The 25,603-nt window shown below is 55.9% G+C and carries 27 protein-coding genes and 1 tRNA gene; 17 read left to right on the top strand and 11 right to left on the bottom strand.

What is annotated here, in order from left to right; genetic code table 11:
* Positions 1–170 precede the first annotated feature (170 nt).
* The gene (locus BSK21_RS10085; protein ID WP_067551176.1) at positions 171–1,457 is read right to left on the bottom strand and encodes a homoserine dehydrogenase; all 1,287 of its coding nucleotides are present in this window, start codon (positions 1,455–1,457) and stop codon (positions 171–173) included.
* A 73-nt stretch (positions 1,458–1,530) separates the two neighbouring features.
* On the bottom strand, positions 1,531–1,770 hold the full coding sequence (locus BSK21_RS10080; protein WP_067551173.1) for a hypothetical protein: 240 nt from the start codon (positions 1,768–1,770) through the stop codon (positions 1,531–1,533).
* A 107-nt stretch (positions 1,771–1,877) separates the two neighbouring features.
* Here BSK21_RS10080 and BSK21_RS10075 point away from each other — a divergent pair, with 107 nt between their 5' ends.
* Positions 1,878–2,465 carry a TetR/AcrR family transcriptional regulator gene (locus tag BSK21_RS10075; protein ID WP_067551170.1) on the top strand — a complete coding sequence of 196 codons (588 nt, stop codon included), beginning with the start codon at positions 1,878–1,880 and terminating at the stop codon, positions 2,463–2,465.
* Between the two features lie 16 nt (positions 2,466–2,481).
* Here the strand turns inward: BSK21_RS10075 and BSK21_RS10070 are convergent, their stop codons facing one another.
* From BSK21_RS10070 to BSK21_RS10055, 4 genes are all read right to left on the bottom strand, one after another.
* Positions 2,482–3,393: a pirin family protein gene (locus tag BSK21_RS10070; protein WP_067551167.1), complete on the bottom strand. Its 912-nt coding sequence runs from the start codon at positions 3,391–3,393 to the stop codon at positions 2,482–2,484.
* A gap of 91 nt (positions 3,394–3,484) precedes the next feature.
* Positions 3,485–4,060, bottom strand: a complete 576-nt coding sequence (locus BSK21_RS10065; RefSeq protein WP_067551164.1) for a TadE/TadG family type IV pilus assembly protein — start codon at positions 4,058–4,060, stop codon at positions 3,485–3,487.
* Entirely contained in the window at positions 4,057–4,611 is a 555-nt protein-coding gene (locus BSK21_RS10060) for a TadE/TadG family type IV pilus assembly protein (protein ID WP_067551159.1), read from the bottom strand. The genes BSK21_RS10065 and BSK21_RS10060 overlap by 4 nt, the downstream gene beginning before the upstream one ends.
* Positions 4,611–6,065 (bottom strand): TadE/TadG family type IV pilus assembly protein, encoded by a 1,455-nt coding sequence (locus tag BSK21_RS10055; protein WP_067551145.1) that lies wholly within the window; start codon positions 6,063–6,065, stop codon positions 4,611–4,613. The genes BSK21_RS10060 and BSK21_RS10055 overlap by 1 nt, the downstream gene beginning before the upstream one ends.
* 440 nt (positions 6,066–6,505) lie before the next feature.
* Between BSK21_RS10055 and dnaG the strand changes: the two genes are divergently transcribed.
* From dnaG to ribD, 6 genes are all read left to right on the top strand, one after another.
* Entirely contained in the window at positions 6,506–8,467 is a 1,962-nt protein-coding gene (gene dnaG / locus BSK21_RS10050) for a DNA primase (RefSeq protein ID WP_067551647.1), read from the top strand.
* A gap of 108 nt (positions 8,468–8,575) precedes the next feature.
* Positions 8,576–10,558, top strand: coding sequence for an RNA polymerase sigma factor RpoD (gene rpoD, locus BSK21_RS10045; protein WP_067551142.1), 1,983 nt, complete (start codon positions 8,576–8,578; stop codon positions 10,556–10,558).
* Positions 10,559–10,604: 46 nt separating this feature from the next.
* Positions 10,605–10,817 (top strand): hypothetical protein, encoded by a 213-nt coding sequence (locus tag BSK21_RS10040; protein ID WP_067551139.1) that lies wholly within the window; start codon positions 10,605–10,607, stop codon positions 10,815–10,817.
* A gap of 11 nt (positions 10,818–10,828) precedes the next feature.
* On the top strand, positions 10,829–11,251 hold the full coding sequence (locus BSK21_RS10035) for a secondary thiamine-phosphate synthase enzyme YjbQ (protein ID WP_067551136.1): 423 nt from the start codon (positions 10,829–10,831) through the stop codon (positions 11,249–11,251).
* 115 nt (positions 11,252–11,366) lie between these two features.
* On the top strand, positions 11,367–11,834 hold the full coding sequence (gene nrdR, locus BSK21_RS10030; RefSeq protein ID WP_067551134.1) for a transcriptional regulator NrdR: 468 nt from the start codon (positions 11,367–11,369) through the stop codon (positions 11,832–11,834).
* A 23-nt stretch (positions 11,835–11,857) separates the two neighbouring features.
* On the top strand, positions 11,858–12,928 hold the full coding sequence (ribD, locus tag BSK21_RS10025) for a bifunctional diaminohydroxyphosphoribosylaminopyrimidine deaminase/5-amino-6-(5-phosphoribosylamino)uracil reductase RibD (protein ID WP_067551131.1): 1,071 nt from the start codon (positions 11,858–11,860) through the stop codon (positions 12,926–12,928).
* On the opposite strand, the gene BSK21_RS10020 is transcribed toward ribD, so the two are convergent.
* From BSK21_RS10020 to BSK21_RS10010, 3 genes are all read right to left on the bottom strand, one after another.
* Positions 12,925–14,958: a capsular polysaccharide biosynthesis protein gene (locus BSK21_RS10020; RefSeq protein WP_067551128.1), complete on the bottom strand. Its 2,034-nt coding sequence runs from the start codon at positions 14,956–14,958 to the stop codon at positions 12,925–12,927. The two genes, ribD and BSK21_RS10020, sit on opposite strands and share 4 nt — an antisense overlap.
* Positions 14,958–16,091, bottom strand: coding sequence for a polysaccharide biosynthesis/export family protein (locus BSK21_RS10015; RefSeq protein ID WP_067551125.1), 1,134 nt, complete (start codon positions 16,089–16,091; stop codon positions 14,958–14,960). Before BSK21_RS10015 ends, BSK21_RS10020 begins: the two co-directional genes overlap by 1 nt.
* Positions 16,092–16,242: 151 nt before the next feature.
* On the bottom strand, positions 16,243–17,454 hold the full coding sequence (locus tag BSK21_RS10010) for a capsule biosynthesis protein (protein WP_082959459.1): 1,212 nt from the start codon (positions 17,452–17,454) through the stop codon (positions 16,243–16,245).
* Positions 17,455–17,709: 255 nt separating this feature from the next.
* Here BSK21_RS10010 and BSK21_RS10005 point away from each other — a divergent pair, with 255 nt between their 5' ends.
* From BSK21_RS10005 to BSK21_RS09980, 6 genes are all read left to right on the top strand, one after another.
* Entirely contained in the window at positions 17,710–18,306 is a 597-nt protein-coding gene (locus BSK21_RS10005) for a riboflavin synthase (RefSeq protein ID WP_067551119.1), read from the top strand.
* Between the two features lie 85 nt (positions 18,307–18,391).
* A complete protein-coding gene (gene ribB / locus BSK21_RS10000; protein ID WP_067551116.1) occupies positions 18,392–19,522 on the top strand; it encodes a 3,4-dihydroxy-2-butanone-4-phosphate synthase in 1,131 nt (376 codons plus the stop codon).
* The gene (locus tag BSK21_RS09995) at positions 19,522–20,040 is read left to right on the top strand and encodes a 6,7-dimethyl-8-ribityllumazine synthase (protein ID WP_067551113.1); all 519 of its coding nucleotides are present in this window, start codon (positions 19,522–19,524) and stop codon (positions 20,038–20,040) included. The genes ribB and BSK21_RS09995 overlap by 1 nt, the downstream gene beginning before the upstream one ends.
* Before the next feature lie 14 nt (positions 20,041–20,054).
* Positions 20,055–20,522 carry a transcription antitermination factor NusB gene (nusB, locus tag BSK21_RS09990; RefSeq protein ID WP_067551110.1) on the top strand — a complete coding sequence of 156 codons (468 nt, stop codon included), beginning with the start codon at positions 20,055–20,057 and terminating at the stop codon, positions 20,520–20,522.
* 106 nt (positions 20,523–20,628) lie between these two features.
* The gene (locus BSK21_RS09985; RefSeq protein ID WP_067551107.1) at positions 20,629–20,964 is read left to right on the top strand and encodes a hypothetical protein; all 336 of its coding nucleotides are present in this window, start codon (positions 20,629–20,631) and stop codon (positions 20,962–20,964) included.
* 314 nt (positions 20,965–21,278) lie between these two features.
* On the top strand, positions 21,279–21,737 hold the full coding sequence (locus BSK21_RS09980) for an MmcB family DNA repair protein (protein ID WP_231924821.1): 459 nt from the start codon (positions 21,279–21,281) through the stop codon (positions 21,735–21,737).
* On the opposite strand, the gene BSK21_RS09975 is transcribed toward BSK21_RS09980, so the two are convergent.
* Positions 21,724–21,918, bottom strand: a complete 195-nt coding sequence (locus tag BSK21_RS09975) for a DUF6324 family protein (RefSeq protein ID WP_067551101.1) — start codon at positions 21,916–21,918, stop codon at positions 21,724–21,726. The two genes, BSK21_RS09980 and BSK21_RS09975, sit on opposite strands and share 14 nt — an antisense overlap.
* A gap of 125 nt (positions 21,919–22,043) precedes the next feature.
* On the opposite strand from BSK21_RS09975, the gene BSK21_RS09970 reads away from it, so the two are divergent.
* Positions 22,044–22,120: transfer RNA gene (locus BSK21_RS09970), tRNA-His, on the top strand.
* An 18-nt stretch (positions 22,121–22,138) separates the two neighbouring features.
* Here BSK21_RS09970 and BSK21_RS09965 read toward each other — a convergent pair.
* A complete protein-coding gene (locus BSK21_RS09965; RefSeq protein ID WP_067551098.1) occupies positions 22,139–22,438 on the bottom strand; it encodes a DUF6476 family protein in 300 nt (99 codons plus the stop codon).
* On the opposite strand from BSK21_RS09965, the gene BSK21_RS09960 reads away from it, so the two are divergent.
* From BSK21_RS09960 to BSK21_RS09950, 3 genes are all read left to right on the top strand, one after another.
* Positions 22,437–23,465 (top strand): RluA family pseudouridine synthase, encoded by a 1,029-nt coding sequence (locus BSK21_RS09960; RefSeq protein WP_067551095.1) that lies wholly within the window; start codon positions 22,437–22,439, stop codon positions 23,463–23,465. The two genes, BSK21_RS09965 and BSK21_RS09960, sit on opposite strands and share 2 nt — an antisense overlap.
* 180 nt (positions 23,466–23,645) lie before the next feature.
* Positions 23,646–24,542 carry an RNA polymerase sigma factor RpoH gene (gene rpoH / locus BSK21_RS09955; protein ID WP_067551092.1) on the top strand — a complete coding sequence of 299 codons (897 nt, stop codon included), beginning with the start codon at positions 23,646–23,648 and terminating at the stop codon, positions 24,540–24,542.
* 93 nt (positions 24,543–24,635) lie between these two features.
* The gene (locus BSK21_RS09950; RefSeq protein ID WP_067551089.1) at positions 24,636–25,601 is read left to right on the top strand and encodes a Gfo/Idh/MocA family protein; all 966 of its coding nucleotides are present in this window, start codon (positions 24,636–24,638) and stop codon (positions 25,599–25,601) included.
* The last annotated feature ends 2 nt before the right edge of the window (positions 25,602–25,603 follow it).

The following is a 25,603-nucleotide window of genomic DNA, read 5'->3' as shown; positions in this document are numbered from 1 at the left end:
AGTCCTCAAGTAACATTCGGGTGCATCTACGCAGGGCAAGCCTATGGGGGCAAGGCTGTCGGCGCTAACAGTCTGTCGCTAAAATCGCTTTGGTTCAAAATTTCTTTTTTCTGATACAAAAAAGGCAGGGTTTTCACCCTGCCTTTGACATTTCGAACTGAAATTTGGGATCAGACTTGTTCGATCCGTAGGGCGACGGGTGCCCCCGAAACGACGCCCGTCGCGGCAAAGCCTTCTATCGCCTGATCGACAGCCTGACGGGTGGTTTTGTGAGTGACGATCACGACAGGCGCGTGAGTGCCATCGTGGTCATGTTGGCGCATCCGATGAATCGATACGCCCGCATCGCCCAAAACGCTCGCCACTTTTGCCATCGCCCCTGGTTTGTCCAAGAGCGATAGACGGAGGTAGTAGGGCGCAGGGATCGCGGCGCGAGCAGATTTTGCACAACGCAGCGTGTTTGCGGGTTGCCCAAAGGTTGGGAGGCGCAGACCGCGCGCGATATCGCAGACATCACCCATCACCGCGCTCGCAGTCGGGCCCTCGCCTGCACCAGCACCGCGAAGGACGATTTGGCCAACAGCGTCACCTTCGAGGACAACCATATTCGTACCGCCAACTAATTGGCCCAAAGGCGAGGTCGCCGGAACGAGGCAGGGCGACATGCGTTGTTCAAGCCCACGGCCTGTCATCTGCGTCACGCCGAGCAGTTTGATTTTGTAGCCCATGTCGGCCGCGTTGCGGATGTCTTCGATGGTGATCGCGCCGATCCCTTCGAGCTCGACACCGTCAAAATCCACCTGCGTTCCAAAGGCGATGGAAGAGAGGATCGACAGTTTGTGGCCCGCATCAATGCCGCCAACGTCCAAGTTCGGATCGGCTTCGAGGTAGCCTAGACCGTCGGCTTCGGCAAAAGCCTCTTCGTACGACAGGCCAGCGTCTTCCATGCGAGTAAGGATGTAGTTGCAGGTGCCGTTCATGACGCCCATCACGCGGGTCACGCCGTTTGCAGCCAAACCTTCGGTCAGGGCTTTGATAACAGGGATGCCACCCGCAACGGCAGCTTCATATCGCACGACGCAGCCATTGGCTTCGGCTTGTTCTGCGATGGATTGGCCGTGATGTGCCAGCAACGCCTTGTTGGCGGTGACGACATCTTTACCAGCGGCGATTGCAGCCTCAATAGATGCTTTCGCTGGTCCATTTTCACCGCCCATGAGCTCGACATAAACATCGACGTCGTCACGAGTTGCGAGAGCAACAGGATCGTCTTCCCAGGCATAGCCAGACAGATCAACGCCGCGATCCTTGTCTTTGGAGCGTGCGCTTACAGCGCTGACGATGATCGATTTTCCAGTGCGCTGGGCGAGAAGTGCAGCCTGTTTTTCGACGATGCGGATGACGCCAACACCGACCGTTCCGAGACCGGCAATACCAAGGCGAAGGGTGTCAGACATATGGGATTCCGCTTTTTGAATTTTGACCACTCCGCTGTTACCGCGTCCTTGCGGTCACTGCAACGCGCAGGTGCTATTGAACTGCGCTGTTACGCAATTGTTCAGCCCGATTTTCCAGAACGGCTGCGCGAAGGGGCAGGTCATCGGTCATTTCTGCGGCGGTTTGGTCATTACCCGTAGTGACAAACGTCTCGAACGGAACAAAGTCGGGAAAGGCCGCTTTGGCCGCAGCGGGATCGATAGTCTCATCCAGCGCGGGAAAAGTTGCGCAGGCAGGCAAAAGCGCCGATAGCAAAAAGAATACGAGGCGCATGGCCGTTCCAGTGGTTTGTGATCGGCGAACCTTATCTCTGGTTGCATTTGAGGGGCAAGGTCAGATCAGGCTTTTCAAATGAACATTTGTTCAGTTAATGTTGGCGAATGGCGCGCAAACAGGGCTCACATTCAGACATTACCGGACCCAAGGTTCGGGAGGTGGCGCTCAAGCTGATTGCGCAGCATGGGTATGCGGCGGTCTCGATGCGTCAGATCGCAGCTGAAGTCGGCGTGCAAGCTGGGGCGTTGTATAATTACACGGCCGATAAGCAGAGCCTATTGTTTGATATCGTATTGGATCACATGGATGATCTGGTGGACTCATTGAACGAGGTAGATCTTTCAGGTCCGCCGTGGTCTGCGCTCGAGGCTTTCATTCGATTTCACATCTTGTTCCACGTTCCGCGCGTTGAACAGGTTTTCATCTCTTACATGGAACTTCGTAACCTAGATCCGGACAACTTTGCGGTCATCGAAGAGCGCCGTCGGGACTACGAACAAGTGCTGGCTGGCATCCTAATGGCGGGGAAGGAAAGTGGTGATTTCAACATTAGCGATCCGCGCATTACGTCAATCGCGTTGATCGGCATGTTGACCGCGATCCCGCAGTGGTATCGCGAAGGTGGCCGCCTGCCGCTGAGCGAGATCGAAGAGATTTACTGGGGCATTGTGCGTCGGTCAGTCTCGGCCTGACCGACGCGTTCCCGCATCAATGGGCGGGTTTGATGAAGGTGCCATTACGCAAATCAGCGATGGCCTGACGGATTTCTTCTTTGGTGTTCATCACGATCGGGCCGTGCCATGCGACAGGTTCCTCAATCGGTGCGCCAGAGATCAGCAAGAACCGAATGCCTTCTTCGCCTGCCTGCACGGTCACTTCGTCCCCAGTGCCAAAGCGGATCAGGGTCCGGTTGCCCGACATGTCGCGGATGTTCACCTCTTCGCCCATCACCTCTTTTTCGAGGAGGACGCCTTCGGGTTTTGACGCATCCGCAAAGGCGCCAGCGCCTTGGAATACATAAGCAAAAGCACGGCGATAGGTGTCGACCTTAAAAGTCTTGCGGACACCAGCTGGCACGAAAATATCCAGATACTGCGGGTCAGTCGCGATACCATCAACAGGGCCGCGTTTGCCCCAGAATTCACCGATGATGACTTTGACGCGGGTGCCGTCGTCGTCGATGATTTCAGGAATTTCTTTGCCTTTCACGTCTTGATAGCGGGGCGCGGTCATCTTGAGGTGGCTCGGCAAGTTCGCCCAAAGCTGGAACCCATGCATTTGGCCTGCGATATTTCCCTTGGGCATCTCTTGGTGAAGGATACCTGATCCAGCGGTCATCCACTGAACGTCACCTGGACCCAACGTGCCTGTATTGCCGAGGCTGTCGCCGTGTTCAACGGTGCCGTTTAGAACGTAGGTGATGGTTTCGATGCCGCGATGTGGGTGCCATGGAAAGCCACGGATATAGTCATCGGGGTGATCCCCGCGGAAATCATCGAACATCAAAAACGGGTCAAGCTCGCTCGGGTCTTGGAAGCCGAACGCACGATGAAGCCGTACTCCAGCACCTTCCATGTGAGGTGTTGCGCGGCGAGCTTCGAGGGTTGGTCTGATGGACATAGCGTATCTCCTTTGAGCAAGAGATAGTCCTGCTCAAAGCATCCATCAATCTGTCAGAGCCACTCTGCTTTGCACAGGACCCCTGCGCCAATTAGCAAGTCGCCGTCGTCACGCCGCCGTTCTCTTGGGAATTCCAGCAAAGCTGAGCCGAATTAAATCGAGGGCGGGTCACGATCAGGTTCTCGAACTCAAAGGCGCTGAGGCCAACGCTGAACATCGGCTCGTAGCTAAGCCAGTTCTGCAAGACGATGATAACCTCATTGTTTGGCATCACGGGTAACTTGTCCAAAATGTCAGCCAGACCCGCATTGGTGAGAGTGCCCGCACCACCGCGCCCTTGGGACCAGCGGACGTCGTAGCCGTTGTCGTCGGTAAAACGAACAACGCTCAACCGTAGTTTTGTCGGGTGGTTCGACGAAGTTAGGAATTCGTGCAGATTATAAAGCGACGTCATGTAGTTGGGCGTGATATAGCCCGTTTCACGGCTCACCTGATCGCTGATCGTGTAAGCGGCCTTGTTCGTTGTGCTCTGAATGCGGAAGGCATCAAAATACACAAACGTTGCAAGGTAGGCCCAGCATAGGATCGGAAAGATCAGGACGGTCTCGATCGCCATGCTGCCACGTTCGTCATCGCGGAACCGACGGAAAAGGCGGGACATATTCATGGTTCCCTCACGAATGCAGAGCGCGACACAAGTGCGTATTCATTGCCCGTTTCACGCGGGATTTGTGCGCCGAGGCCAAGTGTCGGGAACACTGGATCAAACAGAGCACAGGCCCGAACGACGACCATTTGGTTTGCACCACCTTGTTGGAATGCGACCAGAGGTGCGGCAGGATCGTTGCGATCAATACAGTCCGCTGCGGCAGGAAGGTTTGTCCAGTTCAGCAGATCAACGCGACGCATCTCGATCTTCAACGCATCGGCGTAGTTCGGAATAATGCCAGCGTTGTTGCAAATTGCGTTCTTTAGCGTGTCGTGGGTCACAGGCGACATCGCCCCGATCCGCACATCACGCATGGCCATCTCGAGCCCGCGTTCAAGCATGACTTGGCGGGTCATCAACATGCCGGATTCAAACGCTGATAACAGAAGAATAATATAGACAGGAAAAATAAGCGCGAATTCAACTGTAGCTGTCCCACGGTCATCCCGTGCGAACCGCGAAAGCGGGCGCATCAGGCCAGACCAGAGAGTGTGAAGCAGTTGTTTCATTAGTGAGTAAGCTTTAGGTTGTTAATCTGGGTTGCGATTGCAGAGAACGCGTTGGAAATTTCGATGCCGTCCACGTCAAAGAAGTGGCTGGGTGAGGTCGCACAATCGGCCAAAACCTGGTTGCCGACGGGGTCTGGGATCTCAAAGCCGATGGTCCAGATCACGATGCCTTGGGCTTTGGCGGCGTCGCATATGTCGTCCATCAACTCGTTGCCGAGGGTCCGATTGTATTTCAGGTAGGAATACTGACTGTGTTTCCAGGTCGAGACGTAGTTGTCGAGGTACCAGTTAAAGTTGTAGCGGCTCCAGTGTGCGTAATCGCTGTCCGAGTCATAGGCCCAGCTTTGGATACGGCTCGAAGTCGAGTTTTCGCCGTCCGTCATCAGAATGATGAACTTCACCGTTTCGGTGTCGGAGTAGGACGCTGGTCGACCCGCAAAGCTGCTGTCTACTTTGTTGCTCCCCACCAGGCTGGTCAGTAGAGGTTGCGTCGAAGGGTCGAGGAGGGCAGCGCCCCATTTCAGGCCCAAGAAAATCGACGTACCAGCACGGCCTCTGAGGTTGTTAATCTGCGTTACGAGCTCGGTGCGGTTAGATTCCCAAGGGTTGATCCGTTCGTAGTCCCAGCGTGGGCAAACAGTTTCCGACAGGTCGTTCCCGTGGTAGTAGCTACCGTTATAGTTCCATTGGAAATATTGCATCTGCTGATATTGGTGCGTCATGCTCAGCGTGGTGCTGTTGAATGCGCTGTTGTCGAATTCGATGCAGTGGGAATAGTTGTGAACCTTGCGGACGTTCAGCAAGTTGAACAGGTCTGGCCCAGGGTTCACGTGTTCAGAATAGGGGATCAAAGACACGGATACGAGGTCTTCGTTCCCGTCCTTTAGAACGGTGTTAACGAATTCAGTCGCCGCCGTGTGCAAGTTGGTCATGCGGTTATTGCTCTCCATCGAACCCGAGATGTCGAGGACGAGCGAAATTTCTACTTTGGAGACGCGCTCTTCGGCGACCGAAAACGCAGGAACGGTCATCGATTCATGCACGGTCGCGTCGGCATTCAAAATCTTAGCGAGGCCAGAGAACATCATTGGGACCGTCGCTTCGGCAACTGCGGATACTTCGCGGAAGTTCAGGCCCTCGGTCACGGTTGGTGTGCCTTGAAGGGCGTCACCCAGACCTGCCTTGTCCATGTAGTCTTGAACGACTTGTTCACGCGGCAGAGTTTGGCCGAGGTCAGCAGCGGCCAGAACCGCGCGGTCAAGTGTGCCCTGCATACGCGTGCGTGTTGATTCAATACGCATAAAGTCTACGGCCATGCCCGTAACGAGGAGCATCAAGATCAGCATGAAAACCGCGAAAATGACCATGGTGCCATCTTCACGGGTTTGGAATTTACGCAGGTGGCGGGCGATGCGCGATGCAATCGTCTGCGTCTGTGTTTCCAATGTCTTCATTATTGACCGACCTTTCGGGGGCTTCACTGCTTTTTGGTGGGGCTTCCACCTCTGTTGGTCCCATTTATATCCTTTAGAGAGTGGCAGAATTTGGGCAGCAACTGGCCACTTTTGGTCCTATTGTGTGGCCTGGGTGGACGGTTGGGTCTCTGAACGCCCTTTGTTTCCTGATTATCGATGGAAATGTGGCGGTCGGCAGGCAAACCGAACTGCTACGCGCTAAATGCAAGGGCGTTTGGTGGCTAGTTCATATGAGTGAGTCGCAATAAATGAGTCGCATCACCGGGTCGGTGGGTGCGATCCCCGTCAAAATCGGGCATTTGTGGCGTCCAGATTGGCGCAAATTCGTAAACAAACAGATAACTCGGTCGGAAAACTTACCCCCAACCTTCTGCGTCCGACCGCTGGACTTGCGCGGGTCCAGCGCCGATATTGGCGATATGAGTCTGCCCTCTGGTTTTTTGGATGAATTGCGAACACGCCTGTCGCTGACCCAAGTGGTTGGCCGTAAAGTGATGTGGGACAATAAGAAGTCCAATCTAGGCAAGGGCGACATGTGGGCGCCCTGTCCGTTTCACCAAGAAAAAAGCGCGTCGTTTCATGTCGATGACCGCAAGGGTTATTACTATTGCTTTGGATGCCACGCCAAAGGCGACGCGATTTCGTTTGTTCGTGAAACGGAAAACGTGAGCTTCATGGAGGCCATTGAGATTTTGGCCCGTGAGGCAGGTTTGCCAATGCCCGAACGTGACCCGCGAGCTCAGGTAAAGGCGGACCATCGCACCCAATTGGCCGAGGTCATGGAAGAAGCGGTGAAGTTCTACCGCCTTCAATTGCGAACGGGTGCTGCGGCAGAGGCGCGTGCGTATTTGACGAAACGTGGGTTATCTGAGACCGCGCAGGAACGGTGGGAAATAGGCTTTGCGCCGCAGGGGTGGCAGAACCTATTCGATGCGATGTCTGCCAAAGGGATTTCGCCCGAGTTGCTCATCGGTGCGGGTCTGGCCAAACCCTCAGATAAGGGCAAAGCGCCGTATGACGTTTTTCGCCATCGGATCATGTTCCCGATCCGCGATGTGCGCGGGCGGGCCATTGCCTTTGGTGGGCGTGCGATGGACCCCAATGACAACGCTAAATACCTCAACAGCCCAGAGACGGACTTGTTCGACAAAGGGCGCAATCTGTTCAACCACAAGAACGCCCGTGAGGCTTCTGGCAAAGGTCAGCCGCTGATTGTCGCCGAAGGATATATGGATGTGATTGCTTTGTCCGAGGCTGGGTTCACCGGGGCTGTTGCGCCCTTGGGCACCGCTGTCACGGATCACCAGTTGCAGCTGATGTGGCGTATGGCGGACGAGCCGATTATTGCTCTTGATGGGGATACGGCGGGTATCCGCGCTGCGATGCGAGTGATTGATCTTGCGCTTCCCGTGCTGGAGGCGGGTAAATCGCTTCGGTTCGCGGTGATGCCTGATGGGATGGACCCTGACGATCTGATCCGATCCAAAGGGGCAGGGGCCGTTCAAAAGGTGCTGGATGGAGCCATGCCGATGGTGCGTTTGCTCTGGCAACGCGAAACGGACGGGAAGATATTCGATAGTCCCGAGCGTCGGGCGGCCTTGGATAAATCCCTCCGTGAAAAGATTAAACTGATCCAAGATCCGTCGATACGTCACCACTATGGCGAGGCGATTAAAGAGCTGCGGTATGAGTTGTTCGGATCGAACAGACGGCCCGCGTTTCAGCCTCGCAGACCGTGGCAGCCTGGCAAATCGGTCGTCATCGCGCCGAGCGATTCTGCAAAACGTTCAGAGTTGGTTCAACGAGACGATCAGCAAATTCATCTGCGTGAGACGGTGATCCTCGCCATTCTGATCGCCAATCCGACTGAAGTGCCCGCATTCGAGATGCAGCTTGAACGGATGGAATGTCAGGACCAACGCAACAGAACCCTGCGGGATGCAATTCTGCGGTTGGTTGGCGAAGATGATTTGCGCGACCGTATCGAGGATCAAATTGGGTCTGGCCCCCTTGAAAGCCTCTTTGCCGAGCGCCAAGTAGTGATCACCCCTGCGATCCGACGCGCTGGTGATAGCGAGTTCGCCTACAACTCGGTCAAGGAAGAGTTCATGAAGCTTGAGGCCTTGCGTGGGCACTCCATGGAAATCTTGGAGGCTCAGGTCGAGATTGCTGAGGCTGAAGATAGAGAGGATTTGACGTGGCGGTTGGGTGTATCCGCGCTGGCTGTTGATCCCACAACGCAGCGTGATGTCGATGATACGACGGAAACGGTGACCGCAGACAATGGGCTGTCATTGTCAAAGGACGAACGGAACGACTTCCTCAAGGTGCTCGAATCGCTCGATCCTGCCAAATCGGGTCGTAAAAAGCCCAGAACCTAATTAATGGGTGAAAAATCGTGGCCAAGAGGTTGCGAATCACCCCGCGAAACCGTTGATTCGACTTTAACCGAATCAGCACAGACTTGCTGAACCGCTTAGGAGCATTTCATGGCCGCCAAAGATACCGACGACAACAAGGTTGACGACAAGGACGACGAGATCTCCATGGACGTCAGTCAGGCGGCGGTTAAACGGATGATCGCTGAGGCGCGCGAGCGTGGGTACATCACCTACGATCAGCTTAATGCTGTGTTGCCTCCAGATCAGGTTTCTTCTGACCAAATCGAAGACGTTATGTCGATGCTCTCTGAAATGGGCATTCAGGTCACCGAAGAAGAAGAATCTGAAGAGTCGGATGACAACGCAGGCGGCACCGATCTGGTTGCTGTCGGCGGCAATCGTGACGTTGCTCTTTCGGGCGGTGAAACCGAAAAGCTGGACCGCACGGACGATCCTGTTCGTATGTATTTGCGCGAGATGGGTAGTGTTGAACTGCTGTCGCGCGAGGGCGAGATCGCGATCGCAAAACGGATCGAGGCTGGTCGTAACACGATGATCCTCGGGCTCTGCGAAAGCCCGCTGACTTTCCAAGCTATCACCATTTGGCGCGACGAACTTCTGTCCGAAGACATTCTGCTGCGCGATGTGATCGACCTTGAGGCCACATTCGGTAACCAACTTGACGAAGATGGCGATGAGCCTGTCGTCGACACCTCTGCTGTGTCGACCGAGGCGGGTTCGAAAGAAAAAGAAGAAGAATACGATGCGGACGGTAACCCGATCCGCTCTGACGACGATGATGACGACGACGAACAGGCCAACATGTCGCTGGCCGCGATGGAAACCGCGCTCAAACCGCGTGTCCTAGAAACGCTTGAAATCATCGCACGTGATTTTGCGGACCTGTCCGACATGCAGGACGCCCGTATGTCGGCAACTCTGAACGAGGATGGTTCGTTCTCTGAGGCTGACGAAGATCGGTACCAGAAACTTCGTTCGGAGATCGTTGAACTGGTGAACTCGCTTCACCTACACAACAACCGTATCGAAGCGCTGATCGACCAGCTTTACGGCATTAACCGCCGTATCATGTCGATCGACTCGAACATGGTTAAGCTCGCTGACCAAGCGCGTATTAACCGTCGCGAATTCATCGACGAATATCGTGGCGCTGAACTCGATCCCACTTGGATGGATCGCATGAACGAAAAGCCGGGTCGCGGCTGGCAGATGTTCGTTGAGAAATTCACCGACAAGGTCGAAGAACTGCGTACCGAAATGGCGCAGGTTGGCCAATATGTTGGCGTTGATATCTCTGAATTCCGCCGCATCGTTCAGCAGGTTCAGAAGGGCGAAAAAGAAGCGCGTCAGGCCAAAAAAGAAATGGTCGAGGCGAACCTCCGTCTCGTTATCTCGATCGCTAAGAAATACACCAACCGTGGTCTGCAGTTCCTCGACCTTATTCAGGAAGGCAACATCGGCCTGATGAAAGCGGTTGATAAGTTCGAATATCGCCGCGGTTACAAATTCTCGACCTACGCGACATGGTGGATCCGTCAGGCGATCACCCGTTCCATCGCAGACCAAGCACGCACCATCCGTATTCCGGTTCACATGATCGAAACGATCAACAAACTGGTCCGCACGGGTCGTCAGATGTTGCACGAAATTGGTCGCGAGCCGACGCCGGAAGAATTGGCCGAAAAGCTGCAAATGCCGCTCGATAAGGTTCGTAAGGTGATGAAAATCGCTAAGGAGCCGATCTCGCTCGAAACGCCGATTGGGGACGAAGAAGATTCGCAGCTCGGCGATTTCATCGAGGATAAGAACGCGATCCTGCCGCTGGACTCGGCTATTCAGGAAAACCTGAAAGAGACCACGACCCGCGTTCTGGCATCGCTGACCCCGCGCGAAGAGCGTGTTCTGCGTATGCGTTTTGGTATCGGCATGAACACCGACCACACTCTCGAAGAGGTTGGTCAGCAGTTCAGTGTTACCCGCGAACGTATCCGCCAGATCGAAGCCAAGGCGCTGCGAAAACTCAAACACCCAAGCCGCTCGCGTAAGCTGCGCAGCTTCTTGGATCAATAAGAACGAGGCGCCTTTTGGGGCGCCTTTTTCGTCTAAGGGGGGGTATATGATCGGTGGCTTGATCCTTATTGCACTGGGTATTCTTGGGTATATGGGCGTGACCCCGTGGATCATTTTGCCGTTTGCTACGGTTTTGCTGATGATCTGCACGGTAGGCGTAAAATCATACGACAGGCGCTTTTTCGTGATGAATAGCTTACGGACGGCGCTGACGGTTGTTGCCTATGGTTTCGGCGCTTGGGCGCAGTCTGTGGTCTGAAAGGGGCAGAGATGAGCCATACTTTGTTTCAGATTTCGACCAGCGGGCAGGGCCTCTACGAATTCACGCGGGACGTAAAACGCTGGTGTCATGGTCAAGGTGATGGGCTGTTGACGCTCTTTGTTCAGCACACCTCTTGTTCGCTCCTGATTCAAGAGAACGCCGACCCTGAGGTGCAAACGGACCTCAAAGAGTTCTTCGCGCGTCTCGTGCCGCCTACAACGCATTCCACGATGTCCTATCTCACGCACACTTACGAGGGGCCTGACGACATGCCGGCGCATATCAAGGCGGCCTTGATGCCTGTCTCGATCAGCATTCCTGTCATTGCGGGCGTGCCGATGCTGGGGACGTGGCAGGGTATTTATCTGTTCGAACATCGGGATCGGCCCCATGATCGCCGTGTTGTTGCGCAATTTTTAGGTGAGTCCTAATCGCCACATCATCTGGTGTGTCCAAATTGACTCTACCCAAATCTAGTTATCGGTCCTATAGTGCCTGTGGATAACTAGGGATTAACCCTGGAATGAGCGGTAAGAGGACAGGCCCATGCGTTGCCCGTTTTGTGGAAACGTCGATACTCAAGTCAAAGACAGCCGACCGGCAGAGGATCACGTAGCGATCCGTCGTCGTCGGTTTTGCCCAGCCTGCGGCGGGCGTTTTACCACCTATGAACGCGTGCAACTCCGCGATCTGGTCGTCATCAAATCCAACGGTCGCCGTGAGGACTTTGATCGCGATAAACTAGAACGTTCGATCCGTATCGCGCTGCAAAAACGCCCAGTTGAGCCAGAACGTATGGACCAGATGATCTCTGGTATCGTGCGCCGGCTGGAGAGCATGGGCGAGACAGACATTTCGTCGAAAATCATCGGCGAGATCGTGATGGAGAGCCTCGCGCGGATCGATACGGTCGCCTACGTGCGTTTTGCCAGCGTTTACAAAAACTTCCAGGCTGCGGACGACTTTGACAAGTTCATCGATGAACTGCGTCCTGCGACTTCGCCTGAAAAGTGACGCCAGACAACGATGAAAGATACATGCGTCTCGCGCTGTCCTTGGGGCGGCGTGGGATGGGGCGTGTCTGGCCGAACCCTGCGGTCGGATGCGTTCTGGTAAATGACGGCATTATCGTTGGTCGTGGTCGCACTGCTGATGGCGGTCGACCTCATGCGGAAACCGTTGCCATCGCCCAAGCGGGCGACAGGGCGCGTGGCGCGACCGCCTATGTCAGCCTCGAGCCCTGCGCGCATCACGGTAAAACGCCGCCTTGCGCGAATGCCTTGGTCGAAGCGGGGATTGCTCGGGTCGTTGTTGCTTGTACTGACCCTGACCCCCGTGTCGCGGGTCGCGGAATTGATATTATAAAATCAGCTGGGATCGAGGTCACAAAAGGCGTCTGCGAGGCAGAGGCCCGCCGTGATCATGCAGGCTTCTTTAACCGAATTACTCAGTCGAGGCCTTGGGTTACGCTGAAACTGGCCTGCACGCTGGATGGGCGTATTGCGACAGCGACGGGCGAGAGTAAGTGGATCACTGGCCCCGAGGCTCGTCGGATGGTGCATGCGCAACGCGCGCGGCATGATGCTGTGATGGTTGGTGCTGGCACAGTCCGCGCTGATGACCCGTCTTTGACCGTGCGGGATATGGGCGTGACGGTTCAGCCTGTCCGCGTCGTGGTTTCGCGACGTATGGACCTGCCAGACGATTGTGATCTGACCCGCACCGCCAAGGATGTTCCTGTATGGTTGTGCCACGGAGAAGACGCCACATTGCGCCTCGTTCCGTGGGAAGAGGCTGGCGTGAAAATGCTCCCGTGCAAGGTGGAACAGGGGCGGGTTTCTGTGATGTCGGCGCTCTCAGCATTGGCCGAAAACGGATTGACCCGTGTGTTCTGCGAAGGGGGCGGCACCTTGGCAGCATCTCTTTTGTTGGCGGATGTGGTCGACGAATTGATCGTCTTTTCGGCGGGTATGGGCATTGGTGCTGAAGGCATGCCAGCTTTGGCTGCGATGGGCATTGATACTTTGTCGGACGCTCCACGCTTTGACTTGATCGAAGTGACCCAAGTTGGCGCTGACGTCATGAGCCGCTGGTCGCGGCGCAATTAGCGCCACAAATGAGCGTAGCTCGCCAATAGCCCCTGTAATTTCGATAACGCCCTTAGACCTGCGTTGCTGGTCGTGACCGTATCGTCTTTGATGCGGTCGAGGGCAACCTCGACAGGGCAGGGGCGTCCAGTCACAGGATCGAAGTAGCGGGGGTAGTCGATCAGACAGCAATGAACAAAGGTTCCCAAATCGGGGCGTGCAATGCGATGCGCGACAGGCATTCCGCGATCTTGGGTGAGGCCCCAGCTTGCATAGAATGGCTGGCCAATGGTGACGACGCGTTTGCCTCTGAGCAATGCTTCGAATCCGAGCGTGGATGTCATGGTCCAGACCTCGTCCACGGCTTCAATCGCGGTCACGGCGTCGATGCCAGATAGAACCACATCAGCGATGTCTTTGGCGTCTGGAACCTGCCCAATCCGCAATCCCGCCTCAACATCTGGATGCGGTTTATAGAGGATCACGGCGTCAGGATTAGCTGCACGCACGGCGCTGAGTAAAGCGCGGTTGGTGTTGATATCGCCCGCGCCCAATCGAATTGATGCGTCGTCTTCCACCTGTCCGGGGACAAGGATGCGCCGTCCTGTGGGCAGGTCATTGGGCAGCGCAGAGCGGTCCAGATTATATTTGCTGAAAGCGTCAGAGGTGAGCCGCGCGACGAGGGCTTCAGCGCGGCGGCGTTGGTCGTCACTTAGAGCGGTTGTATTAATAATGGCATCCAGCCGCGATGGACGGCTCGGATCATAGTAAATCCCCTGATCATCTAGAACGAGGCTGAGTGGAGGGGTGAGGGCCGCACCCAATCCACGTGACCTGATGAACCCATCCTCGACCCGAACAGCGCCCGCTGTATCAAGGTCGGGAGTGGTTTTTCCTGCCCAAACCATCAGCGGACGGCCAGATTTTTGTGCGGCAGGTACAGGGTTTTTGGAATTGAAAATCAGTGGCTTGTGGAGGCCAAACGCCTTTTGTAGCGGCCCGCGCTTCCATAGGCGCATGCCTGCAGCAACCCAGCCCTGACCATCTTCGCGATAGGCGCGAACTTCAGCTTCCAGTGTGGTTAAGGCATCCTCAAACGAACAAAGGCGATCACGATAAGGATCGAACCAAATCGGGTAAAGGATCATGGCCGCGGCAAAAAGCTGTGCCCGCGTGAGACGCCGTTGCCGGCGATATAGCGGCGTGTGATCGTCGGTAAGGCCCCATCCCGCGTAGAACGGTTGACCAAAGACATGTGGGCGGTGACCAGCCAAGATCGCTTCGAACCCAAGCTGTGAGGACACCGTATAAACGGCGATTGCCCCATCCAGCAGCGTCCACGGCGAAACAGGAGCATCGTATAGCTCCATCCCATCTCGGCAATCGTCGGGACGGAAATGTCCACCCCTGTAACCTGCCGCAGTTTCTGGGTGGGTCTTAATGAGGATGCGCGCGTTGGGGTGATCCTCGCGGGCTTGAAACAACATCTCTTGGAACGTGTGACGGTTCGCACGGCTTGCGGTGACACTCGCATCGCCTGCGGTCTGATCAATGACCAGAACATACCCCGGTTCTGGCGCAGGAAGTGTTACGTCAAAAGCGTTGTACTTCGACAGCTCGTTACCGCGTACCCGTTCTATCCCTGCCCTTGCGCGGTTCAATAAGGCCGTGTCATCGAGCGGATGTTCCGCCAAAATCCGTTCCAACCGAGAGGGCCGTTCGGGATCAAAATGAATGCCGAGGTCATCGATGCAGAGGCCTAACGGTGGTTCTCCATCCCGACCTGGGTGGATTGATCGGAGGAACGCATCCTCAACACGAATGACAGGAGTGTCTGTGCGGGCGGCAACGGCCTCTCCTCGAGGGGAGGTTGGGCTTTGTCCCCAGACGCCAACCAGATCACCTTCTGACGGTTTGCCGAGGCTGATGTCGTAGCCTGCCAGCTGCAGAATACGCCTGACACGTCTTTGGGTTAAGAACCCGCCGTTGTAGACAAAAAGCCGCCGCAAGGTGTCCCCTGCGGCGGCGGGTGTCCAATCGGGCGCGTGCATTACTGCGCGAACGCAGAGCGCGCGGTGTCGGCTGCGGTGAGCGAGCCTGTCGCTGCTGCAATGGCTTTGTTGAACTGAACGAACGGCGCTTCTGTCACGTAGACGGTGTCGCCATCACGGATCGCAAAGTCGCGGGCCATGAACATGCCATTCGGTTGAGTCAGGTCCAGCACGTAGACGACACGCTGGGTGCCGATCAAATCAGTCCGAGCCAAAAGCTGGTTCGCGATTTCGGCGGGTTCGTTGCGGAATACAAACACGCCTGTCGGATCGGCCGCAGCGGTTTGCAAACCGCCGACTGTCGCCAAGGCCTCAATCGCGGAAATGGCTTTGGATTCAAATGGGACGCGGCTTTGTGCGCCGGTTGCGCCAAGTGCGGTGAAGGTTCGGCTGTCTTCTTTGACGTAGATCTGGTCGCCCGAACGCAATGCGATATCCGCGGCAGGGTGATCAAAGAGGTCTTCGTACCAAATGGTGCCGCTGGCCTCGCCACGGATCACGGTGATCTGAGCGATTTCGGGTTGGATGGCAACGCCGCCAGCGGCAGCTATCATCGATGAGAGCGTGCGGGTCGGGCGTTCAATCGGGTAGACACCTTGGCCACCGACGCGGCCCGAAACGGTCACAGTCGCACCGTCACCAGCCAAACGACGCACCTGAACTTGAGGTTCTGGTGTCTGTTCTGCGAGCTTTTCGGTGATGATCTGACGGATACGTTCTGGCGAGTTGCCAGCAGCGCGAACGCGGCCCGCGTAGGGCACGTAGATAAAGCCAGCGCCATCAACTTGAAGCTCGTTTAGCACGGTGGCGTTTTGTCCTTGGGGCACCAAGAGGCCATCATCGACGTTTTCCCAGATCGTCAGACCGAGTACATCGCCAGCGCTGATAACGTCAGACCCAAGGATCGCTGCGTTTTCAAGAGAGCTTGAAAAACCGAGCGCGGGCGAAACGCTCGCAATGCGGTTTACGCGGTCATCGACGATCAGCACAAATGCATCGCCTTCGCGCATGACGGAACCCGCAAAAATTTCAGATTTATTCGGGCCAGAACGCGGCAAACCACAGGCTCCCAAAAGGGAACATGCGGCGATAAGTGCCGCACCTCGGGCAAGGCGCAAACTTAGGGTGCTCACTGCTCGGTCTCCTCGACCTATTATTATCTGCCTCAAGTTTTGAGAGTAAGTTACCGAAGTCTGTGAATAAAATCCAGTCTGCAACACCAAAGCGTGCAATCTGTTGCCACCCTGCCGCGAGTAGGTGGAGGGACACTAGGGGTAGTAGTGCTTAGTTCACGATACGCAAGGACTGCCTCGGTGCGATCTTACCTGACCGTAGCGCATCATAGGGATCTTCATCGTCGAGCATCATGTCTACAACCTGCCGTAGCAGCTGACGGCGTCCGCGTGACGAATAAAACCCGCCAGGAATTTGGCTCGTTTCGAGAAGGAACTGACGATAATCGCGATAGGCTCGATTGTCTGGGCGCCCCGGTTGGGCAAAGAAGTCAGGCAGGGGCAGGGTCGAGACGAACTCTGGTTTGTCGTAGACCGCGTTGCCAAACACTTTGAGCGGGATCGATCGCCAGAGCACCTGTTGGGCGGCGGTTGAGTTGACGGTCACAGCCGTGCGAGCGTGATCCAAGAGCTTAGCCAGCTTTCCACCGCGAATGTAGTGGATGCGATCCTCAACACCGAATTCTTTGGCGAGGCGGTTGATGTTTTTGCGCGTGGGCGAACGGTCGTTTTCCAGCGGGTGCGCCTTGAACACGAGGTGGTGGTGACGTCCCGCGCCTTGAGCGAAGCCTTCGATCACGACGCGAAGGAAATCCTCCATTGATCCAAAGGGCGAATGGCGCAGGAAATTCGAGTCGTGTTCGAGCTGGAGCAGGACAAGGTGATAGGGAAACCCGCCAAATCGCACGCGCGCAGTCGCCAACATCCGATGCAGCGAAATGAACGGCATGAGCAGCAAGCGGCGCGTATACAGCATCGCTTCATGCAGCGGGCTGAGATCGCGATGGGGCGCAAACTCGCGGAACTGGCGGTTTCGGAAAATCACGAACCAGTGGTAGAGCGCCCCATAAAATACGTGCTGGCGCATGTCGCCCCAATGCGCAGGTGGTTCTGGAACGTCCATTTCGGAGCGTTCAAGGTCCTGACGCATTTGGTCGATGGTCATGTCCATCAAACGCGAATTCCCATTGGTCCCGCCGCGTTCGTAGGTGACCCAATAGGGCCGCATGTAGCCTTCTTCGAAGACATGAACGGTAAGGCCCATGTCCTTCGCAGCCGCAACTGCCTGAGCGTGAATGGGGCGCACATCGCCATAAAGAACGATATCCGTGATCTGATGCTCTGCGACGAGGGCCGCAAAGGTATCGGGCCAGTCAGATGGTGCACCTGTAAACGGAATAAACCCACGATCCCCGAACGAAAATGCGCGGTCGCCTGCGTTGAACCCAACCCGCCATACCTCTGCCCCAGCACGGCGGAGCATAAGCCCAAGCCGATGGAAGAAGGGCCCGTGTGGACCCTGCAAAAACAGGAAATGGCGGTTCGGTCTTTGGGTCACGTGAAAAAGGGTGCACTTCTATAAAATTACCTGCATCCGCGCAGATTACCCTGTGGATAAGGCATAAATAAGACCTTTTCCATGGGTGATGCTGGTCTGTTGGTTTTGCGAGGCGACCCTTGCCCTTGTCTGGGGACTGATGGAGCGATACCACTTGGTCAACTTTGGAAAGGCAGACCCATGTTTACTGGCATCATCACGGATATTGGCAAGGTTCTCGAACTGGAGCAGCGCGGCGATTTGCGCGCGCGAATTGGGACATCCTATGATGTGGATGGCATCGACTTGGGCGCCTCGATTGCGTGCAATGGCTGCTGTTTGACGGTCGTGGCTTTGGGGCGTGAGCCGCAGAATTGGTTCGACGTTGAAATCAGCGCCGAAAGCGTAGCTAAGACGAACATCGGCGGATGGGCCGTTGGGAAACGGATCAATCTAGAACGTGCGCTCAAGGTTGGTGATGAACTTGGCGGTCATATCGTGTCGGGGCACGTGGATGGCGTTGCGGACCTGATTGCCATGACGACCGAGGGTGATAGCACGCGGATGACATTCCGCGCGCCTGAAGAGCTAGCGAAATTCATCGCGCCCAAAGGGTCGGTTGCCCTGAATGGCACCTCGCTCACCGTGAACGAGGTGGATGGCGCGACCTTTGGGATCAACGTGATTCCGCATACCAAAGAGGTGACGATTTGGGGCGATGTTCAGGTTGGGGACCGTATCAACTTAGAGATCGACACGATGGCACGCTACGTTGCGCGTCTGCGGGAATGGGACTAACCGACCCGCGTTTGACCTACCGCAAAGTCTGGCCTCAGTTTCCAGCCTAACCCCTTAGGATCGCCTAACAAGATCGGGAAATACCATGTCGACCAAATTCGAAGCCGCAGGCCCAGTAGAACGGGAGCTCAAAGATGCCATTTCGAGCATCGAAGAGATTATTGATGAGGCCCGCAACGGTCGGATGTTTATCCTCGTCGATCACGAAGATCGCGAGAACGAAGGCGATCTGGTGATCCCTGCGCAGATGGCAACGCCAGATGCGGTGAACTTTATGGCGACCCACGGGCGTGGTCTAATTTGCCTTACCATGACGAGCGAACGTATCGCGCAGCTCGGTCTGCCACTTATGGCATCGACCAACTCGTCGCGTCATGAAACCGCATTCACGGTCTCGATCGAAGCGCGTGAGGGGGTGTCGACGGGCATTTCCGCAGGTGACCGCGCACGAACGATTTCGGTGGCGATTGATGCCTCCAAAGGCCCTGCCGATATTGCGACCCCCGGGCACATTTTCCCACTGCGTGCGCGTGACGGTGGTGTGTTGGTGCGTGCTGGTCATACAGAGGCGGCCACAGACATTTCCCGCCTTGCTGGCTTGAACCCATCGGGCGTGATTTGCGAGATCATGAAGGAAGACGGCGAAATGGCCCGTCTGCCCGATCTGGTTGCCTTTGCGCAAAGGCATAACCTCAAGATCGGGACGATCAGCGATCTGATCGCCTATCGTCGTCGGCACGATAACCTCGTGAAATTGCGGGACGAACAGCAGATCACGTCAGAGTTCGGCGGCGACTGGACTATGCGGATTTACACCGACCAGACCCAAGGCGCAGAACACATCGCCCTCATCAAAGGCGACATCGGCGGTGATGAACCCGTTTTGGTGCGGATGCATTCGCTTGATCCGATGCTGGATATGGTTGGTGTCGGCCACGAGGGGCGCGCGTTTGAGTTTTCGCAATCGATGAAAACCATCGCCGCCGAAGGGCGCGGGGCCGTTGTTTTGCTGCGCGATCTGCAGATGAAACTGGTTCCCGAAGAAGGCCAATCTCCGCAGACGCTCCGCCAATATGGGCTTGGCGCACAAATTTTGTCGTCCTTGGGCTTGTCGCGTATTACACTGCTGTCGAATTCGCCCCAGCCCAAAGTGGTTGGGCTTGATGCCTACGGTCTCGAGATTGTCGGTACACGTATGATTGACGGAGCAAACTGATGGCTGGCGCATCGCACTATATCCTTGATCGGCCTGAGTTCGACGACCCGATCAAGCTGCTGATTGTCGTCGCACCCTATTACAAAGACATCACCGATGGTCTGGTCGCTGGCGCAAAGGCCGAGATCGAGGCCGCTGGTGGCACCTATGAGGTGATCGAAGTGCCGGGTGCGCTCGAAATTCCGACGGCCATTGGCATCGCCGCACGCATGTCGAACTTTGATGGATATGTTGCGCTGGGCTGTGTGATCCGTGGGGAAACCACCCATTACGATACGGTTTGTAATGATTCGAGCCGAGCCATCACGTTGCTCGGGCTTCAGGGCCATTGCATCGGGAACGGTATCCTCACCGTAGAGAATTATGAGCAAGCTGCCGTTCGGTCAGATCCGAAAGATCAAAACAAAGGGGGCGGTGCAGCCGCTGCGGCCTTGCACCTGATCGCCTTGGGCCGTAAGTGGGGCCGCGCCGGCAAGATCGGCTTCACCAACGATATATTGCTGGCCCAAAAGGCCTGAGGACTGCCCAAGCCATGAACGTTTCCAATAACGAACGCCGCAAGATGAAATCAGCCTCGCGTCTTTACGCGGTTCAGGCGCTGTTCCAAATGGAAGTTTCCGGCCAAACCGTCGAAGCGGTTGTGCGCGAATTTGCGAACTATCGTTTCGGCGAAACCATCGAAGGCGACACGCTGCAAGATGGCGACATCGAAGTGCTGCGTTCGATCGTCGACGTTGCAGTGAATGAACAGGCAAAGATCGACCAAATGACCGACCGCGCTTTGGTCGCAAAATGGCCGATTGATCGCATCGACCCGACCCTGCGTGCATTGTTCCGTGCGGCTGGTTCCGAATTGGTGGCTGGCGACACTCCGCCCAAAGTCGCTATCGTTGAATACGTACAGGTTGCTGAGGCGTTCTTCCCAGAAGGTCGTGAACCTAAATTCGTGAACGCTGTTTTGGACCACATGGCCCGCGAAGCACGCCCGGAGGCGTTCTAACAGGCGGTTCCCCGCCGTTTCCTGCGACAACTCTGCTCATTTGGGCGAATCCCCTTGCAGCGCGAGGGGAAGCGACTACGTTCGGTTTTGTAACGGAGGTGCGACCATGCCCAAACTTATCAAGATGTATATCACTCAGGTGATCATCGGTTTCATCGTCTCGGCGGTGTTTGTGGGTTTGCTACTCTGGTTTAACGTTGCGAACCTCGCGCATCTCGTTGCCAGCTCCAAAGAGGGGCTTTTGGCCGTATTCCTGCTCTGGCTGTTCAACGGCATTGTCTTTGCGGGTGTTCAGTTTGCGATCCGCATCATGAATATGAATGATGATGATGACGAACCGCGCGGTGGTCTTCGTCAGCACAGCATGAACCGTGAGCCTGCTTTGGTGCGCGTGCCAGTTCAGGCGAAACGCACATATCGTGCGCGCAATCTGCGCCACTAGATCCCGCTTCAAATTCGTTAAGGGGCGTCCACTGGGGCGCCCTTAGTCTTTTTGTATGGGGAAAGTGGCGAGAACCACAGCAACCGTGCACCCTTTATTCCCGAGGACCTGTTTTTACAGGTGGGCGCCAGATAACCAGGCCAGGGCAAGGACAGAGCCAGCTCCCTCGGATTTGCTTAAGGCCACTGGAATGTAAGGGCTTGCGCACGTGAAGAGCAGAAACTCGCCAAGAGAGCAGATAGTACTCAGTGTTCCGTCAATCAAGCCCCGCAAGACGACTTGACCAATGTTCACCTATTGTTCATGTTTCGGGCATGACCTTAGAGATGCCAGATGACCGCCTGATGATGCCCGGACAATTGCTTGCCCGTGGGGTCTGTCGGCATTTGTTGACCTATGATTTTGTCACGGTCGAAGAGTTGGTTCCGACCCGCGGCTTACGCGTCGACGTTATGGCACTGGGGCCTAAAGGCGAAATTTGGGTGGTCGAATGCAAATCCAGTCGCGCGGATTTTCAGTCCGACAACAAATGGCAGGGCTATCTGGAATGGTGTGATCGGTTCTTTTGGGCGGTCGATGCCGATTTCCCAACGGACCTTTTACCCGATGATACAGGCCTGATTATCGCCGACAGTTATGGCGGCGAGGTCGTGCGCATGGGGCCCGAATCAAAGCTGGCCCCAGCGCGCCGTAAGGCCATGACTCATAAATTCGCCCGCCATGCAGCCTTGCGGCAGATGGCGGCGCGAGATCCGAAATTTAGCGCTTCTTAGATGCTGCGCGGGCGGCCATTGCAGCAGCGCGCATTTCTTCTGCGATTTCTTCTGCTTCTTCTGGTTCGAAATCCATCGGAATTTCTACACCATCAGCTTCGATGAACAAACGGACCATACCTGCGTCGGTCGGCCCAATCTGGAGATTCGCTTCGATGTCGCGTTCGGTATTGATGCCCATGGTGGCCTCCTGTCTGTCGATGGTCGTGACTATCCCAGCGAATAAGAAACTTGCAAGGGGATGTGAGAAAAAGCGGTGTTAGCCGCTTGCAATCCGTCGGCACACGGTCTAAATCCCGCGCCAGTGCCGCCTTAGCTCAGTTGGTTAGAGCGCTTGATTGTGGATCAAGAGGTCCCCCGTTCGAGCCGGGGAGGTGGTACCATCCCTTACTTGCAGTAGGTTAGCGGTCGATGCCGACAGTTTGTGTCAGCGCGCCTGTGCCACGGTCGTAAATAAGGATCGTATCCGCGTCGGTCACAACTGCATACCAGTCCGTGCCTTGGGTAAATGCGACGGCCGAAACACCGGCTGGAAGGGTGACGCGGTCGGGTAAGGGGATCGGATCGGCGTTCAAGCGGATGACAAGCGTGCCGATAAGGACTACGAACCCCGCAATCATCACAATGGCCATCGCCGTGACCAATCGTTTCAGATAGGTGACGAGCGGCTGGTCGCTATCGTTTTCAGGAGCCTGATCCATGGCCCATACCCTTGTATCGTTTACCATCGCGGAAAATCCGCCTCCGCGTCTTGATAAGGCGCTTTCGCGCGATGTGCCAGCCGAGGCCGATCTGAGCCGTTCGCGTCTGGGACGTTTGATCGAAACGGGGGCTGTAACAGTCAACGGGGCTGTTGTGGAAAACCCACGGTTCAAGGTCTCTGAGGGCGATGAAATCACCGTAACCGTCGAAGCGGCCACCGAGAGTGACATCGTTGGTGAAGATATCCCGCTGGTCGTGGTTTATGAGGACGACGATCTGATCGTGATTGATAAACCTGCGGGGATGGTCGTTCATCCCGCACCCGGCACGCCGAACGGCACCGTGGTTAACGCCTTGATCCACCATTGCGGCGATAGCCTTTCGGGTGTCGGCGGTGAAAAGCGCCCTGGTATCGTGCATCGCATCGACAAAGATACGAGTGGCCTTTTGGTTGCTGCAAAGAGCGACCGCGCCCACCATGGCCTCGCCGCGCAATTCGAGGATCACAGTGTCAATCGTCGCTATCTTGCGATTTGTTACGGTGCGCCTGACCAGAATGACCCGCGCATCCACGGCGTCAAAGGGACTAACTTTGAACCTGGCAATATTCTCAAGGTGCAAACCTTCCTCGGTCGCCATAAAACCGATCGCCAGCGGCAAGCGGTGAGTTTTACCCAAGGTCGTCACGCGGTGACGCGGGCGCGGATTATCGAATCTCTTGGAGTGCCGCCTGTGGCTGCTCTGCTTGAGTGTTGGCTCGAAACAGGTCGCACGCACCAGATTCGTGTGCATATGGCCCACGTTGGACACTCGTTGATCGGTGATCCCGTTTACGGTGGCCGTCGCAAATTGAACGTCAAAGCCATCGGTGAAGCGGGTGCAGAAGCGGCTGCAGCCTTTTCGCGTCAAGCGCTCCATGCCGCGACGTTAGGATTTGAGCACCCCGTTACAGGTGAATGGATCGAATTCGAATCCGATTTGCCCGAGGATATGCAGGCGCTTTTGACCGCTTTGGGCGGTTCATAATCGACTGAAACATCTTTCCCGACTGCGTGACTGCGCCGCTTTGCCCCTAGCAGAGCGACGGAGGCTTGCTACATTTGCGTAGAAGGATCGTTGTTGACCCCTTGAATGGGGATGATAGCGCCACCATATGGATGTTAAGCCCTTAAACATCGAAGGGTTCGAGTGAATTGGGGGATTGGAATGAGTAGTTACACCAACCTGCCGGCACCGTCGCCGGAACAAGGATTGAACCGCTATATGCAGGAAATTCGGCGTTTTCCGATGCTGGAGCCTGAAGAAGAATATATGCTCGCCAAACGGTGGGTGGATCACGAAGACAGCGGTGCGGCACATAAACTTGTGACCTCGCACCTGCGCCTCGCGGCGAAAATCGCGATGGGCTACCGTGGCTATGGTTTGCCGCAGGCCGAGGTGATCTCTGAAGCGAACGTTGGTTTGATGCAGGCGGTCAAACGGTTTGACCCTGAAAAAGGGTTCCGTTTGGCGACCTATGCCATGTGGTGGATCCGTGCGTCCATTCAGGAATACATCCTGCGTTCGTGGAGCCTTGTGAAACTGGGGACGACCTCTGCGCAGAAGAAGCTGTTCTTTAACCTGCGCAAAGCAAAGAACCGCATTGGTGCGCTCGAAGAGGGTGATCTGCATCCTGATAACGTCAAGCGGATCGCAACTGATCTGGGCGTGACAGAGGAAGAAGTGATCTCCATGAACCGCCGTATGTCAGGGGCTGACGCATCGCTGAACGCGACCGTCGGCACTGAGGACGGTAGTTCGACCCAATGGCAAGATTGGCTCGAAGACGAAGATGCCAATCAGGCTGTTGCTTATGAAGAGCACGATGAACTCACCGCCCGTCGCGAGCTGTTGGCGCAGGCAATGGAAGTCCTGAATGACCGCGAGAAAGATATTCTCGTTCAACGTCGCCTTGCCGACGAGACTGTCACTCTCGAGGATTTGTCGGCGCAATATGACGTCAGCCGCGAACGTATTCGCCAGATCGAGGTCCGTGCTTTTGAAAAGCTCCAAAAGCGGATGCAAGAACTGGCTATCGAAAAGGGTATGCTGATCCCAGCATAACCTACTGTTTCCTCCCTCGGCCTTGGCCGCACCTTGCCCTCGGGTTTGGTGCGGTCTAGGTTGTTTTTGTTAGCGCGAACAGGGAGGTCCGCAATGAAATCTGTAAAGTGGGGTATTTTGGGGGCCGCGAAATTCGCGCGAGAACATATGGCTCGGGCGATCCATGCGGCCGAGGGTGCAGAGTTCTACGCGCTCGCTACATCCAGCTCTGAAAAAGCCGCTGATTTTCAGGCTTTCAACCCGAACCTTGTGATCCATGACAGCTACGATGCGCTGCTCGCTGATCCTGAGGTCGAAGCCGTTTATGTTCCGTTGCCGAACCACCTCCATGTCGAATGGACGCTCAAGGCGCTAGCTGCAGGCAAACACGTTCTTTGCGAAAAGCCGATGGCGATGAAAGAGGCGGATTTTGACGCGATCATCGCTGCACGTGATGCGTCGGGTCTTTTGGCGGCTGAGGCCTATATGATCGTTCACCACCCGCAATTCACCCGCGCCAAAGAACTGCTCGCAAGCGGTGTGATCGGTGATCTGATGCTTGTGGATACCGTGTTCAGCTTTAACAACGCGGAGGACACCAACAACATCCGCAACAAACCTGAAACAGGTGGCGGTGCATTGGGCGATATCGGTGTTTATGCCTTTGGCTCGGCCCGTTTTGTGACGGGCGAGGAACCTGTCAGCATCCGCAACGCGCATATCGTTCGCGAAAATGGCGTCGATGTGTTCACCCAAGTCATGGCCGAATTCCCATCGTTTGCCTATCAGGGCACCGTGTCGATGCGCATGGCGAACCGTCAGCACATCACGTTCCACGGGACTGCGGGCCATATCACTCTCACGGCACCGTTCAATGCGGGCGTCTACGATATTGCCGAACTCATCCTCGAAGCACCTGCAACCGAACGCCACGTTGAACGCTGGCCGACGGTGAACCAGTATGTGCTTCAGGTCGAAAACTTTGGCAAAACGATCCGCACAGGCGCTGCCTATCCATGCCCGCTGGAGTTCAGCCGTGGCACACAGGCGATGACCGATATGGTTCTGGCGGCTGAGTAGCG

This window comes from Marivivens sp. JLT3646 (assembly GCF_001908835.1).
Classification (GTDB): Bacteria; Pseudomonadota; Alphaproteobacteria; order Rhodobacterales; family Rhodobacteraceae; genus Marivivens; species Marivivens geojensis.
This window is presented reverse-complemented; position numbering and strand designations above follow the sequence as displayed.

Coding starts and splice junctions, on each gene's coding strand:
- BSK21_RS10070 (WP_067551167.1), bottom strand. CDS start 3,393: ATGTCCATCAGACCAACCCTCGAAGCTCGCCGCGCAACACCTCACATG.
- BSK21_RS09985 (WP_067551107.1), top strand. CDS start 20,629: ATGCCCAAACTTATCAAGATGTATATCACTCAGGTGATCATCGGTTTC.
- BSK21_RS10075 (WP_067551170.1), top strand. CDS start 1,878: ATGGCGCGCAAACAGGGCTCACATTCAGACATTACCGGACCCAAGGTT.
- BSK21_RS10060 (WP_067551159.1), bottom strand. CDS start 4,611: ATGAAACAACTGCTTCACACTCTCTGGTCTGGCCTGATGCGCCCGCTT.
- BSK21_RS10065 (WP_067551164.1), bottom strand. CDS start 4,060: ATGAATATGTCCCGCCTTTTCCGTCGGTTCCGCGATGACGAACGTGGC.
- BSK21_RS10080 (WP_067551173.1), bottom strand. CDS start 1,770: ATGCGCCTCGTATTCTTTTTGCTATCGGCGCTTTTGCCTGCCTGCGCA.
- BSK21_RS09975 (WP_067551101.1), bottom strand. CDS start 21,918: ATGGGCATCAATACCGAACGCGACATCGAAGCGAATCTCCAGATTGGG.
- rpoH (WP_067551092.1), top strand. CDS start 23,646: ATGAGTAGTTACACCAACCTGCCGGCACCGTCGCCGGAACAAGGATTG.
- dnaG (WP_067551647.1), top strand. CDS start 6,506: ATGAGTCTGCCCTCTGGTTTTTTGGATGAATTGCGAACACGCCTGTCG.
- nusB (WP_067551110.1), top strand. CDS start 20,055: ATGAACGTTTCCAATAACGAACGCCGCAAGATGAAATCAGCCTCGCGT.
- BSK21_RS09980 (WP_231924821.1), top strand. CDS start 21,279: ATGACCTTAGAGATGCCAGATGACCGCCTGATGATGCCCGGACAATTG.
- ribD (WP_067551131.1), top strand. CDS start 11,858: ATGCGTCTCGCGCTGTCCTTGGGGCGGCGTGGGATGGGGCGTGTCTGG.
- BSK21_RS10040 (WP_067551139.1), top strand. CDS start 10,605: ATGATCGGTGGCTTGATCCTTATTGCACTGGGTATTCTTGGGTATATG.
- BSK21_RS10005 (WP_067551119.1), top strand. CDS start 17,710: ATGTTTACTGGCATCATCACGGATATTGGCAAGGTTCTCGAACTGGAG.
- BSK21_RS09960 (WP_067551095.1), top strand. CDS start 22,437: ATGGCCCATACCCTTGTATCGTTTACCATCGCGGAAAATCCGCCTCCG.
- BSK21_RS10035 (WP_067551136.1), top strand. CDS start 10,829: ATGAGCCATACTTTGTTTCAGATTTCGACCAGCGGGCAGGGCCTCTAC.
- BSK21_RS09965 (WP_067551098.1), bottom strand. CDS start 22,438: ATGGATCAGGCTCCTGAAAACGATAGCGACCAGCCGCTCGTCACCTAT.
- BSK21_RS10055 (WP_067551145.1), bottom strand. CDS start 6,065: ATGAAGACATTGGAAACACAGACGCAGACGATTGCATCGCGCATCGCC.
- ribB (WP_067551116.1), top strand. CDS start 18,392: ATGTCGACCAAATTCGAAGCCGCAGGCCCAGTAGAACGGGAGCTCAAA.
- BSK21_RS10010 (WP_082959459.1), bottom strand. CDS start 17,454: ATGCTCCGCCGTGCTGGGGCAGAGGTATGGCGGGTTGGGTTCAACGCA.
- BSK21_RS10020 (WP_067551128.1), bottom strand. CDS start 14,958: ATGCACGCGCCCGATTGGACACCCGCCGCCGCAGGGGACACCTTGCGG.
- nrdR (WP_067551134.1), top strand. CDS start 11,367: ATGCGTTGCCCGTTTTGTGGAAACGTCGATACTCAAGTCAAAGACAGC.
- BSK21_RS10085 (WP_067551176.1), bottom strand. CDS start 1,457: ATGTCTGACACCCTTCGCCTTGGTATTGCCGGTCTCGGAACGGTCGGT.
- BSK21_RS09950 (WP_067551089.1), top strand. CDS start 24,636: ATGAAATCTGTAAAGTGGGGTATTTTGGGGGCCGCGAAATTCGCGCGA.
- BSK21_RS09995 (WP_067551113.1), top strand. CDS start 19,522: ATGGCTGGCGCATCGCACTATATCCTTGATCGGCCTGAGTTCGACGAC.
- rpoD (WP_067551142.1), top strand. CDS start 8,576: ATGGCCGCCAAAGATACCGACGACAACAAGGTTGACGACAAGGACGAC.